Genomic DNA, 13,601 nt, shown 5'->3' with positions numbered 1-13,601 from the left:
GATTTTATGACTCATGGTTATGCGAACGATAAGCTGCATAGGTCATTTCGCCCGTTGTCCAGATAAAAACAAAGGGAGGATAGAAATAAGTCATCAAAATGGAGAGCACCATTAAAAACCGATAAAAACGCCCACCCAAATAACGATAGACACCCATTTCTCTGATAAGTTGCTGGGTTTCCTCAGGATTATCTTTCATATAAACCTTGCCCATATTCACGAAACCAAAACTCCAACAAAAAATCATGAGCATAAATAAAAGAGCTGGTGCTTTAGGAGAATGTGTGCCAAAGTCTTGAAAAAGTGTCATGGTTTGACCTGTCCAAGCTGCCAAAACGGGCAATAATGACAAAGATAATAACCAAATCACTGTTGCAATGTACATTTTGCGTGTAATAATTTTGACCGTATGCAACATGAATTGATGATTAAACCAAGCTGTTGTCACATAAATAAAACTCAACAGATAAGCAATCAAATAGACAAGATTTGTCTTTAGAAAATCACTCATCAGTCCCGATTTGGGCGAATGAAATTCGAGGAGCATGATGGTCATCACTACTGCAATGATAGCATCAACAAAGCCAGCTAGTCTTCCTTTATCAACCATTTCCCCCTCCTTTCCTACTCAAAATCCGTGTGCCTGCCCCAAGAAAGTGCCATCAAAATCGTAATGATAGGCAAGGCATAAAGCCAAACAATCGAAATTAAAGCTCCTGGCAAAAAGAAAAAAAAGAACATTTTTATTCGTTTGCGATTGCGGAGCCTCAAGGTTTCGCTGGGGGCATATTTTTTATAAATCAACTGACTAAAGGCGCTAATACCAAGCCACATGAAAATATAGTTCAGCACATAGCCAATATTTGCCGACAAGGAATGCGGATAAGTCGCGTGCGCAACGGTCAAAAACGGAAAAAGTGAAATCATGAGCAAGAGGGCATGATTGCTCCACAAAATCAACTCATCAACTTTTTGGTCATGTAGAAAAGTCAACACATGATGATGGGAATTCCATATGGAAGCCAGCACAATAAAAGTGGTCACATAAATCAACAGCATAAATAACAGCTGTGAAGAAAATAAATTCCCGCCTGCTGGTACCTTAAACTGAAAAATGGCAAGGGTCATGACGACTGCAAAAATGCCGTCAGACAAGGCTTCAAGCCGTGTTTTATTCATTGTTTTGTCCTACAAAAAAGCCCTGTTCTTATTTACTAAATGTCAGTAAAATCTCACGAATAATCTTACAAGCTACTGCAGTTGAAACACCCGAATGGTCATAGTGTGGCGCCAATTCCATAACATCAAGGCCAACAATATTGAGTCCCGCAAGTTTTGTAATGGCAATCCGAAGTTCGTCAAAGCTGACACCGCCTGCTTCTGGCGTTCCTGTTCCTGGAAAAATGGAAGGGTCAAGCACATCTAAATCCAAAGTGAAATAAACAGGTTTGCCATCTAATTGCTCCACTAGCTCCTCAAGACCATTAAAGTTAAATTTGTGCATGTCAAGATGCTCTTTTGCCCAATAAAATTCAGCTTTTTCACCAGAACGAATGCCAAAAGAATGAACGTGTCCATCGCCCAAAAGGTCATGACAACGTTTGATGACACTGGCGTGCGACCAAGGATTTCCCAAATAATCTTCACGTAAATCCGTGTGTGCATCAAAATGAAGCAGTTGAAGGTCAGGATAATGTTTGGCAAGCACTGACACAGGTGCAGAAGTCAGCGAATGTTCTCCGCCAATCATGACAGGAATTTTGTCATCGCTGACAATGGTTTGCGTCATCTGTTTAACCTGTTCAAGGACACGTTCACTGTCTCCAAAGACCAATTCGAGATCGCCCGCATCAAAAACACGCGCATCTTCTTCTAAATCCTTATCCAGATAAGGACTATAGGTTTCAATGCCAAAACTCTCCGTCCGAATGGCAGAGCTGGCAAAACGTGTGCCGGGTCTAAAGCTTGTGGTCGAGTCAAAAGGTGCGCCCCACAAGACAAATTCGGCCTCATCGTATGGCTTATCGCAAGCAATAAAGGTCGTCACATTGTTTTCTAACATTTTAATTTCCTTTTCATTTTTCTATTCAACATCTTTTAAAATATTTTCGACATAGGTGGGTAAGGCAAAGGCACCAAGATGCAGTCTTGGATTATAGTATTTCGTTTTTATACCCAAAGCCTGCCATTTTTCCGCGTTGAAATCCGCCGTTGGGTGCAGTTTTTTGCTGGCAAAGCCAAAAAGCCAGTGTCCTGAAGGATAAGACGGAATATGCGCTTGATAGATTTTTACAATGGGAAATGTCTGAACAATCCGCCGATGTACCGTCTGCATGGTCATTGCTTCTTCCGCATAAAAAGGACTTTCATGTTGATTGATTAAAATGCCATTTTCACTCAAAGCACGATAGCAATTACCATAAAATTCTTTGGTAAAAAGCATTTCGCCCACACCAAATGGATCCACCGAATCCACCAAAATCAAGTCATAACTTTCTTCTTTCCGTCTGACAAATCGTAGGGCATCCTCATAGTAAATGCTCACTTTTTCATCGTCCAATTTGGAAGAAATCACTGGTAAATATTCTTTACAAACCTCAACGATTTTTTCATCCGACTCCACCAAATCAATATGTTCAACGTTGGGATATTCCAGTAAATCATGGATAAATCCGCCGTCTCCAGCCCCAATAATCAAGACTTTTTTAATCTGAGGATTAACGGCCAAAGGAACGTGAACCATCATTTCACGATAAATGAATTCATCTTTTTCAGTCAACGTTATCTGACCATTTTGGGTCAAAACGCGACCAAATTCTTTGGATTCCAAAACATCAATCCGTTGATATTCTGAATTTCCAGTATATAAAACTTTATCGATTTTCAAACTAAAATCCACAAAGGGTGTTTGTGCCTCTGAAAACCATAGTTGCATGCTTTTATCTTGCATTTTTAACCTTTCTCGTCAACCAAAACATTCAACCGATTGACTTCTAAATCCTCAGTTCCTGTAATTAAACAACCTTTTTCCTTGGCATAAACAATATAATCAATAATCTCTTGCGTAATCCGTTCTCCCGGTGCCAAAATCGGAATGCCTGGCGGATAAGCCATCACAAATTCTGTACAGACCCGTCCTTGCGACTGCTCAAGTAAAACAGCCTCCTTTTCAGCGTAAAAGGCGTCTTGAGGGCTGACGACAAGTTCTGGGTTGATATATTCCTGCGTACACATGCCCGTCGTGTCCTTTTTATAACGCCTGCGAATGTCAACCAACGCAGAAACCAAACGTTCCAAATCAATTTTCCGGTCACCAACAGAAACGTAAGCAAGGATATTTGCGATGTCGCCAAGTTCCATTTGGATATCGTATTCGTCACGTAAAAGGTCATAAACTTCAATGCCCGCAAGGCCAATGTCCAAAGTATTGATGGTTAATTTTGTCAAATCAAAATCGTAAACAGCATCTCCATCAATCAATTCTTCACCCAAGGCCCAATAATCGCCAATATCATTGACTTCATCACGCGCGTATTTGACCAAATCAACCACACGCTTTAAAACATCTTTCCCGTTGAGTGCCATGTGTTTTCTAGACAAATCAAGACTCGACAATAAAAGATAAGAAGCCGACGTCGTCGATGTCAAATTGATGACCTGTCGCATATGGTCTGCATTGACCATGTCATTGATTAACAAAATTGAACTTTGGGTCAATGAACCGCCTGATTTGTTCATGGAGACGGCTGCCATATCACAGCCAGCAGCCATTGCATTTTGTGGCAAATGCTCGCCAAAATACAAATGCGTTCCGTGTGCCTCATCTGCCAATACCAGCATTCCAGCCTGATGGGCTAAGGCTACGATGGACTGCAAATCTGAACAAATGCCATAATAGGTCGGATTATTGACAAAAATGGCTTTGGCATCGGGGTTTTCCGTAATCGCTCTTTCGACGGACTTTATCGACATTCCTAAAGAAATACCGAGTTTTTTATTCATCTCAGGATTGATATAAATGGGATAAGCACCACACAGAACCAAAGCATTCAGAACTGAGCGATGCACGTTTCGTGGCAAAATAATCTTATCCCCTCTTTTGACAGTCGCAAAAACCATGGCTTGAACAGAGCTGGTCGTTCCATTGACCATGAAAAAGGCATGTTTTGCACCAAAAGCTTCTGCCGCAAGACTTTCGGCCTCTTTGATAACGGAACTTGGATGATTGAGATTATCCAGTGGCTTCATCGAATTGACATCCAAATTCATGACTTGTTGACCTAAAAACTGTGTTAATTCGGGATTGCCACGCCCTCTTTTGTGACCTGGCACATCAAATGGGACGACCCGTTTTTGATTAAATTTTTGCAATGCTTCATAAATAGGTGCCACGCGTTGATCTAGCATTTTTTCTCCAATTCTAGATTCCAAGAAAATAAAAAAACAAACGTCAATTACGCTTGGTTTTGTCATCATTTTTCATTCGGCTCAAAAAAAGCCCTGAGTTTAGAGTTTATAAAGTACAAAAGAACCTTCAAACCTCTTATTGATGCGCAAGCGTCTATTTCTTGGGAGAAGCCATTTTAAAACTTAGATTAAAAATCTAGGGGCTTCACAAGTGGAACACAACATTCCACTAATCAATAAGGCAACTTAAAGTCGCCAACTCGGCTTTTGACCCGGCTGTCCGTGTGGCCTTGGCTCTTATCTTCAAAATAAAAGCGGTCAAATCTTCTGTCCTACAGAACTTTCAATATTATACTTTAATTTTCTAAAGAATACAAGAATAAAATAAAAAAACTACAAATAAATTGTAGTTTTTTTGATGAGGCAGTCAAAGACCGTCTTGATAAGGTTCACACAAATCAAGAAATATCCACACGTCCTGTGCGATTAACTCAATAATCCGACATTCCTCTGCTCGAATTCTATTTACAATAGAATATTCGACTCATCGCATGTTTTTATTATAGCATATTTGGAAAAATTTAGGTCAAGTGAAGTAAGAAAGCCAACAATATCGTTGCAGACCCAAGAAAGCTAACAAAACAAATCAGAAAACCAAAGGTAAAAAGACGTGTTCCATCGCCATTGTAAGCTCTGACAGACCGTTTTCCGCCATAAAAAAGCATTGTCAGTACTGACAAAACCGTCAAAACAATCTGTACTGGAGTACTCAGTAGAAAGATTAGATTAGCGATGGAACAAATTCCAACTAAGATGGCAATCAAACGTGACATTTTTCATTCTCTTTTTCAGTATTAAATACATATATTTTACCAAAAAAAGTCATATCCATGTTCAATGAATACTGTCAAAAAAACCTGACAAATGGTCAGGTTTTCTATGTTTAAATTTAATCCAATGCTTTATAAACTTTTACAACATTTTCTGCTGTGAAGCCATATTCTGGAAGAACCTTGCTGGCTGGTGCTGAAGCACCCCATTTATCAACTGTGACCGTTGCACCGTCAAGACCGATATATTTTGCCCAACCAAAGCTTGTTCCAGCTTCGATAGCGACACGTTTGCGCGCTGCTTTTGGCAAAATTTCTTCTTTGTAGCTTGCTGATTGTTCATCAAAGATATTCATTGAAGGCATTGACACAACACGAATGCCTTTGCCCAAGCTTTCTTTAGCTTCAAGAGCAAGAGCAACTTCAGAACCCGTTGCAATCAAAATTCCTTCAAGTGCACCTTCTTCTTTCGAAATGATGTAAGCCCCGCGATTGAGTCCTTCTTCAGCCAATTCAGCCGTTCCAGGAAGGACTGGTAAGTTTTGACGTGTCAAAATCAAAGCTGTAGGACGGTGTGTTGATGAAGCAGCACGACGCCAAGCAGCGATAACTTCATTGCCATCAGCTGGACGGATAACATCCAAGTTTGGCATTGAACGAACACTGGCTAATTGTTCAACAGGTTCATGTGTTGGGCCATCTTCGCCGACAGCGATTGAGTCATGTGTCCAAACATAAGTTACTGGTAAGTTTTGAAGGGCAGCCATACGAACAGCTGGAAGCATGTAGTTTGAGAAGACGAAGAATGTCCCACCATAAACACGCGTACCACCGTGAAGCGCAATCCCGTTCATTGTTGCGCCCATCGCAAATTCACGGACACCAAACCAAATGTTACGACCAGCATAGTTATCAGGCATAAAGTCTGTTTCTGCTTTAGCCATGGTATTATTTGATGCAGACAAGTCAGCAGATCCGCCCCAAAGGTTTGGCATTTGTGCTGACAATTCTTGAATAGCTTCTTGAGATGTTGAACGAGATGCTTTTGAAGAACCAAGTTCGTGTTTTGTCAATTCAAGTTCAGGTGTTTTATTTTCAAAGGCAGCTACATATTGTTCTGCTAATTCAGGGTATTGTTCAGCATAAGCTTTGAAGTTTTCATTCCAGACTTGTTCCAAACCTTCACCGCGTGCAACAGTTGTTTCAAGGAAACGTGATTTAACTTCAGCAGGGACTTCAAATGCATCGTAAGTCCAGCCATAAGCTGCTTTAGCTGCTTCAATGCCATCTGCACCCAAAGGAGCACCGTGAACCGCATTTGTTCCTTCTTTTGGTGCACCAAAACCAATGATTGTTTTAACTTCAATGATTGTTGGACGTGTCGTATCTTTTTTGGCCATTTCAACTGCAGCAGCGATTTCATCTAAATCATTGCCGTCTTTAACAAGCAAATGTTGCCAACCGTAAGATTCGAAACGTTTTTGAACATCGTCAATAAATGATTGTTCCAATTTTCCGTCCAAAGAAATATTGTTTGAATCATAGAAAAGAACGAGTTTTCCAAGTTTTAATTTTCCTGCGAGTGAGGCAGCTTCTTGCGAAACGCCTTCCATCAAATCACCATCGCCATTGAGCGCATAAGTATAGTGATCGACAATATCAAAACCAGGTTTGTTGTATTGAGCAGCTAAATGCGCTTCTGCCATTGCCATCCCAACTGCATTTGCAATCCCTTGTCCAAGAGGGCCAGTTGTTGCTTCAACACCGTCCGTATGGTCAACTTCTGGGTGACCGGGCGTTTTTGATTGCCATTGACGGAAATTTTTGAGGTCATCTGTTGTGACATTGTATCCAGCCAAATGCAACAAACTGTAGAGCATGGCTGATCCATGACCTGCTGACAAGACGAAACGGTCACGGTTTGACCATTTACGACCTGTTTTAGGATTTACATTGAGAAATTTACTCCAAAGGACATAAGCCATTGGCGCAGCACCCATTGGAAGTCCAGGGTGACCTGAGTTTGCCTTTTGAATCGCATCCATTGAAAGGGTACGAATTGCATTGACAGCAAGTTGATCTGTTGTATCAAACATATTTATCTCCAAATTTTAATTTATTTCTAAGTTCATTATAACATAAGCGCAAGTGGTTTTTAAGTCCAAATCAGTGAAAAAATTTTCTAATTTAAGCATTTAACATGAAAAATTTTTACAGTTATCAGAACATGTAACCAGTTACCTTTTAATTATACAATATTTTCGCCAAAAATAACGCTTTCTTTGTATATTTTTTGATGGAATTATTGATTTTTATTTTTTAAACCTACTTTCACAAAAAATAATAAAAAGCTAGAAAATTTCTAGCTTATTCAATTATTTTCCGTTTGCCTTGTCTTTTGCATTCAAAACAGCATTCAAAATAAGTACCACTGCTAAGAAGCCTAAAATCAATGCAATGAGTGCCCCGCTTCCTGCCTTACCTGTCAAACCGAGTAAACCACCAGAAACGATATAATCAGAGTCCGCAAATGTTGATGCTGCTCCTGCGCCAAATGACCCAAGTGCAGGTAAAATTAACAACGGTCCCCAAGCAAGAATTAAGCCATTGACAAATGAACCAATCACAGCACCTCTCACACCACCAAATGCGTTTCCATAAACTCCTGCAGCACCACCACAGAAGAAAATACCGACGACACCAGGGATAATTACTGTTGTGTGAAGTCCAAGCATGACAAGCATTGACAAAACACCTACGATAAATGAAACAAAGAAACCGAGTAACACTGCATTAGGTGCGTAAGGGAAAACGATAGGAACATCCAATGCTGGTTTAGAATTCGGAACCAATTTAGCAGCAATTCCTTGGAAAGCAGGGATAATCTCTGCCAAAATCATACGAACCCCTTGAAGAACGACAACAAATCCTGCAGCAAATGTACCTGCTTGTGTAATAGCATAAACAATATAGTTTGTCCCATTGGATAAATCAGCACTTTGTACAAAGTTAGGACCTGCGATAATGGCTAAAATGACGTAAACAATCATCATGACAATCGAAATTGAAACCGTTGAGTCACGTAAGAAACCAAGATTTTTCGGAATGTTCAGTTTTTCAGTTGATTTCTCAGGATCTGGATTACCGAATTTTTCTCCCAAAAATCCTGCAAGTGCATAGCCCATGTTTCCAGTATGCCCCATGGCAACACCATCGTTGCCAGTAATCTTACGCATATAACGTTGGGTCAACGCTGGTGTAACAGTCAAAAGTGTTCCTTCAAAAATCCCACCAAGAAGAATGGTTTCCCATGAGGTTCCAAGTCCTGCGGAAGCAAGAACAACGGCTGCCATTGTTGAAACATAGAGCATTGCTTGACCGGTCAAGAAAATATATTTAAATCGGGTAATTCGTGCCAAAATAATATTAACCACAAATCCCACAAGCATGATTAATGCTGCAGGCGTTCCAAATTTAACCAAAGCAAGCGCTACGACTGCTTCGTTAGATGGAACAATTCCTTTTGCGTTAAATACGTGTTGGAACATGGCTGAAAATGGAGTCAACGAATTGACTAAGATACCAGCTCCACCAGTCAAGACCAAAAATCCTGCAAAGGTTTTAATTCCCCCTTGAATGACAGCTGTTGCTGGTTTTTTCTGCAGAATTAGTCCAAGCATGGCAATCATTCCGACTAACAAAGCCGGTGTCGTCGCAAATGAGACAATAAAGTTCAAAAATCCATTCATTTTTCAATCTCCTTAAAATATAATGAATAAGTTCAACGAGCCAAACGTAAAAATTAATAGACAGCAATTATAAACGTTTCTCGTTTAAAAAGTGTTTTTATTGATGTGCAATGTTTTCTCGATCAAGCACAGTATAAAGTGCAGCACGAGCAACTTCTTTGTCAATGATTGTCGTTAAAGGGACAATTTTTTCTTGTGGGATATTTGGAAGTGCTGAAACCAAGGTTGCTTCAACAAAGAAATAATCCGCACTGTCTGGAGTCGCTGAACCAACGTCCATATGGTCAAGTTCAAATTGACTGACATCTAATCCAGCTTCTTGTAGTAAGGCTTGAAGGTTCATTTGGACCATAAAGCTTGTTCCTAATCCTGATTGACATACGCATGCAAATTTCATTTTGTTTCTCCTTTTGTTTTTAAAATATTTTCAACTTCTGCAACAGTTGTTGCGTTTAATAAGGCTTGTAATTGTTCATGATCTGACAATATCTGTGTCAGTGCTGACAAGGCACGTAAATGAGCCTCATTATCAACTGCCGACAAGACGATAAAGATTTTTATGGCATGTTTTGGATCATCAAGAAGATTAATAGGCTCTTGACATCTTAAAAATGACATTCCAACCTTATTGACCCCATCTTCAGGTCGAGCATGAGGAAGGGCAATTCCCATTCCCAAATCAACAAATGGACCAAACTCCTTAATTCGATTGATCATTGCATCGATATAAGAGGGCTCAATCGCCTTTGATTCAATCAATGGGTTTGCTGCAAAGTTAATTGCTTCTTCCCAATTCATTTTTTGATCGGTAAACTGAATTGTATCTCCAACTAATAATTCTGAAAGCATTGGACTATCCTTTCTATTTTCACTTATATTTAACTTAATTTTTTGTTGCAAGGTCTTTTTCAAGGCTTGCAAGTTTACATCTTTTTTCAGATAGGGCTTGATCAACTTGATCAGCTGGTCTTCTGAAAAGTAGGGGAGACTTGGCAATTCAAAATCATGAACAATTTGATTGTACAGGCTTCTCACTTCTTCATTACTTGGAAATGGTGAGAAAAGATAAACCTTTTTCTGACTTTCAACTTTCAAAGTAGAAAATATCATATCGTAAGTACTGACAGGTATGTCATCAAACTGGCTAATTGAGGTGGCAATCACGAATTCCATGTTTGGAAATAAACTAACCAATCTCTTTTTCATAATCAAGCTAGAACTAATGCCGTTAGCACACAAGACGATTGCTTTAAGATGGGAGTGGTGCTTTTTCTTATATATTTCTCCACCAAATAAAATGACAAAATAAGCCAATTCTTCTTCAGAAATCTCGTGCGTTAATTCTGTCAGCGGTGACAATGCATGACGAATCAAGGTAAAGAGTTCATGATATTCCTGCTTAATACGTGGAAGCAAGTCATTCTTGAGTTCCAAATGATATGTTAATCTGAAATAAGCTGGTCCCAAATGTTCTAAAAGTGCTTCAAAAGTCTTTGTAAAATCTTCAAATTCCATTGCTGCCAACTTCATCACATTTTCCATAATTTGAAAACTCAAACGATAGAGAAAATCAAGTCCTTTAATTTGGAAAGCTCCATCACTAGAGCCAAACACTAAGGCAATAAAATAGTCTCGTTCTACCCCAATGAATTCCTGCTCAAATGCTTCCAAATCAAACGAATAAATGCGTTTTGGAAGTTCCTCCTCCAGTGGATGAGCCTTCACTCTTTTAAGTAACAATTCCGTGAAGAAAAGTAAAGGCTGATATCTACTGTAAACCAAATTCACTTGATTTTTTTGGATAATTTCTCGTAAGGTTTGATTGATTTTAAAAAGTTCCAGCGGATTATTATGATTGATTGTTTTTGAAAGACAATAATATCCTTGATCGCTCAAATTTTGCAAAGCTCTGAAAACAAACTGCCTTATCATCAATTCATTGCCCACTAAGAAGAAACCTTTCGAAAGTTGGTAGTCTAATTTAATCTCATGAGCTTCTAAGTTTTGACGCAGTTGTTTGATATCCGATAATATTGTATTTTTACTCGCATAAAAGAGTGCTTTAAAAAATGAAATCGAATAAGGTGTTTGATTGTAAAAAACAAGGAGTAAAATGATCTGCTGACGTTCTTCTTTACTAAAAACAAGCTGTGATGGCTGCTCAATTGCAAAGCGTACTTCTTCGATATCACTCATGTCTTCTGGAACAATCATCACCTCTTTTTTAGTTTCAATCAGGTGCCGTTTACTTTTAAGTGCTTTTTCATTGTAAGAATTGATCCATTCCTCCAAAGATTTTGGATTAAAAATCGATTGCTCAATTAATGTTTCAAATTTCCAAAATCGTTTATGACTCAGTAGAATGTCATCAAGATCGTAACTTACCATTTCTCTCTCCCTATGTTTCTATTATAGCTAATTTAAAAGGAATGAAAACGCTTTTCCAGTCCAATCGAGTCCTTGATTTTTTGAATGATGTGGACCGCTTACATTTATAATAATTTAATTATAACATTGTAAGATAAAATTAAATTATTATGACATTATTAATATACTGATGATAAAAAAATGATAAGGTTTTTTAATCCTTATCATTTTTGGATATTTAACTTTATTTATTACTTATCACTTTTTTGCTTACCATTTATGTTGGTCAACATTGTCTTTCGTCACAAGATAAATAGGTGAATTGATGACACTATCGACTTTTTTGCCTTGATAGTAATCATAAGTTGCCTGCAAGGCCATTTCACCGATTTTTGCAGGTTGTTGGGCAATGGTTCCTGTAATCGTTCCATTTTGGATGGCTGTATGGGTTTCGTCTTCCCCATCAATCCCGAAAATAGCAATTTTAAGGCCTGCGGCTTGGACGGCTTTGGCTGCACCAAGTGCCATTTCATCATTTTGAGCGAAGATAGCTTGCACACCTGAGTGAGATTGAAGCATGTTTTGCGTCGTGTTTAAGCCTGTTGTCCGGTCAAAGTTGGCTGATTGGCTAGACAGGATGTTAAGGCCAAGTACTTTTGCTTCATCATTAAAGCCTTTTCCACGGTCAATGGTTGCGGAAGCCCCTGGTGTTCCTGAGAGTTCCAAGACTTTGGCATTTTTACCGACCAGTTGAGCCACTGCTTGAGCTGCCATTTGTCCCGCTTTGACGTTGTCAGAAGCGACCGTTGTCAAGACGGTGCCACCATTTGCACCACGGTCCATAGCAATCACTGGGATATGTGCGGCATTGGCTGCCTTAATTGCTGGTACAACAGCATCAGAGTCCACTGGGTTAATCAAAATGGCATCAACGCCTTGACTGATAAAGTTTTGAACATCGTTGAGCTGAGTCGCAGAGTCATTTTGCGCATCTGAAATGGTGACTTTGGTGTTATTTTTCTTAGCCATGGCTGAGATTGCGTCATCCATAGAGACAAAATAAGGATTGTTTGTCGTAGAGAGTGAAACGCCAAGTTTTAATTCTGAAGGTTTTTTCTGAGCAACGACGGTATCTGTTTTATTGCCATCACGCCCAGGAATCCCCGTATAAAAGCTACATGCAGCGAGGCTAGAAACGGCGACTAAGCCAACCGTGCCTAACATTATTTTTTTAAATAAATTCATGATTTTCTTCCTTTCAGCTTATCCTTACGCTTTTTTCTTGCTTCGAACCACGTCAATCAAGACCGCAATCAAAATGACAATCCCTTGAATGACTTGTTGCCAGAAGGCTGACACACCGATGATATTGAGGCCGTTATTTAAGACACCAATGATTAACACACCAATCATGGTACCAAACATGCGTCCTTTACCACCCATCAATGACGTTCCGCCAAGGACAACGGCTGCGATGGCATACATTTCATAGCCAGAGCCTGCTTGAGGTGTCGCTGATGACAAACGTGAGGTGATGATCAAACCTGAAATCGCAGACATGATACCTGACAAAGTATAAATGGCAATTTTGACTTTGTTGAGTTTAATCCCTGAGATATAGGCTGCTTTTTCATTGCCCCCCAAAGCATAAACGGATTTCCCGAAAGCTGTCCGATGAAGCAAGACCCACAAGAGACCAAAGACAATCAACATCAAAATGACTGGGAAAGGCACACCGAGCAAGTAGCCTTGTCCGATATAAGCAAGGAAATAACCATCAAGACCTTTGGTAATTGGATTTCCATTGGTAAAGACCAAGGTAGCACCACGGAAAACCATCGATGTAGCTAAGGTAACGATAAAGGGTGCTAATTTCCCATAAGCAACCAATGCGCCATTGATGGCACCGAGGAAGCCACCAATGATGACAGCCATCAGAACAGCAAGTGGTAAAGGCATGCCTTGAGCAATCATGCCGGCTGATAGGGCACTTGACAAGGCCAAAATTGCACCGACTGACAGGTCAATCCCAGATGTCAAAATGACAAAGGTCATTCCAAAAGCGATAAATCCATTTGCCGTTACTTGAAGCAGCAAGTTGAGTAAGTTGTTGCCCGTCATAAAGTTGGGATTGATGAGCGTTATCACGACCATCAAGACGATGAGCGCAAGCAGCGTGGTTAGGCTGCTGAATTTTTTCGTTAAAGCTTTCACTTCATTCTCCTTAATAAAGTATTCTATGCGTTGA

General features: G+C 39.7%; 12 protein-coding genes. All 12 read right to left on the bottom strand.

Going from position 1 to position 13,601, the window contains the following annotated elements:
- Positions 1–4 precede the first annotated feature (4 nt).
- The 12 genes from GHI45_RS03350 to GHI45_RS03295 all read right to left on the bottom strand — a co-directional run bounded on the left by GHI45_RS03350 (position 5) and on the right by GHI45_RS03295 (position 13,507).
- The gene (locus GHI45_RS03350) at positions 5–610 is read right to left on the bottom strand and encodes a TMEM175 family protein (RefSeq protein WP_147779079.1); all 606 of its coding nucleotides are present in this window, start codon (positions 608–610) and stop codon (positions 5–7) included.
- 14 nt (positions 611–624) lie between these two features.
- The gene (locus GHI45_RS03345; RefSeq protein WP_147779078.1) at positions 625–1,179 is read right to left on the bottom strand and encodes a TMEM175 family protein; all 555 of its coding nucleotides are present in this window, start codon (positions 1,177–1,179) and stop codon (positions 625–627) included.
- A 28-nt stretch (positions 1,180–1,207) separates the two neighbouring features.
- Positions 1,208–2,062: an agmatinase gene (gene speB, locus GHI45_RS03340; protein ID WP_147779077.1), complete on the bottom strand. Its 855-nt coding sequence runs from the start codon at positions 2,060–2,062 to the stop codon at positions 1,208–1,210.
- A 21-nt stretch (positions 2,063–2,083) separates the two neighbouring features.
- Positions 2,084–2,935: a polyamine aminopropyltransferase gene (gene speE / locus GHI45_RS03335; RefSeq protein ID WP_147779076.1), complete on the bottom strand. Its 852-nt coding sequence runs from the start codon at positions 2,933–2,935 to the stop codon at positions 2,084–2,086.
- Positions 2,936–2,952: 17 nt separating this feature from the next.
- Complete coding sequence (locus GHI45_RS03330; protein WP_147779075.1) at positions 2,953–4,407, bottom strand: aminotransferase class I/II-fold pyridoxal phosphate-dependent enzyme; 1,455 nt, start codon at positions 4,405–4,407, stop codon at positions 2,953–2,955.
- Positions 4,408–4,988: 581 nt separating this feature from the next.
- Positions 4,989–5,240 (bottom strand): hypothetical protein, encoded by a 252-nt coding sequence (locus tag GHI45_RS03325; protein WP_147779074.1) that lies wholly within the window; start codon positions 5,238–5,240, stop codon positions 4,989–4,991.
- Positions 5,241–5,356: 116 nt separating this feature from the next.
- Positions 5,357–7,333 (bottom strand): transketolase, encoded by a 1,977-nt coding sequence (tkt, locus tag GHI45_RS03320; protein ID WP_147779073.1) that lies wholly within the window; start codon positions 7,331–7,333, stop codon positions 5,357–5,359.
- A gap of 279 nt (positions 7,334–7,612) precedes the next feature.
- Positions 7,613–8,986, bottom strand: coding sequence for a PTS ascorbate transporter subunit IIC (locus GHI45_RS03315; RefSeq protein WP_147779072.1), 1,374 nt, complete (start codon positions 8,984–8,986; stop codon positions 7,613–7,615).
- 97 nt (positions 8,987–9,083) lie between these two features.
- Positions 9,084–9,383 (bottom strand): PTS sugar transporter subunit IIB, encoded by a 300-nt coding sequence (locus GHI45_RS03310; protein WP_147779071.1) that lies wholly within the window; start codon positions 9,381–9,383, stop codon positions 9,084–9,086.
- The gene (locus tag GHI45_RS03305) at positions 9,380–11,374 is read right to left on the bottom strand and encodes a transcription antiterminator (protein WP_147779070.1); all 1,995 of its coding nucleotides are present in this window, start codon (positions 11,372–11,374) and stop codon (positions 9,380–9,382) included. The genes GHI45_RS03310 and GHI45_RS03305 overlap by 4 nt, the downstream gene beginning before the upstream one ends.
- A 249-nt stretch (positions 11,375–11,623) precedes the next feature.
- Positions 11,624–12,598 carry a substrate-binding domain-containing protein gene (locus GHI45_RS03300; protein ID WP_147779069.1) on the bottom strand — a complete coding sequence of 325 codons (975 nt, stop codon included), beginning with the start codon at positions 12,596–12,598 and terminating at the stop codon, positions 11,624–11,626.
- A 24-nt stretch (positions 12,599–12,622) separates the two neighbouring features.
- A complete protein-coding gene (locus tag GHI45_RS03295; protein ID WP_153497399.1) occupies positions 12,623–13,507 on the bottom strand; it encodes a sugar ABC transporter permease in 885 nt (294 codons plus the stop codon).
- Positions 13,508–13,601 lie beyond the last annotated feature (94 nt).

This window comes from Lactococcus sp. dk101 (assembly GCF_009601055.1).
Classification (GTDB): domain Bacteria; phylum Bacillota; class Bacilli; order Lactobacillales; family Streptococcaceae; genus Lactococcus.
Note: the sequence above shows the minus strand (reverse complement) of the source record. Positions and strands in the feature narration are given on the sequence as shown.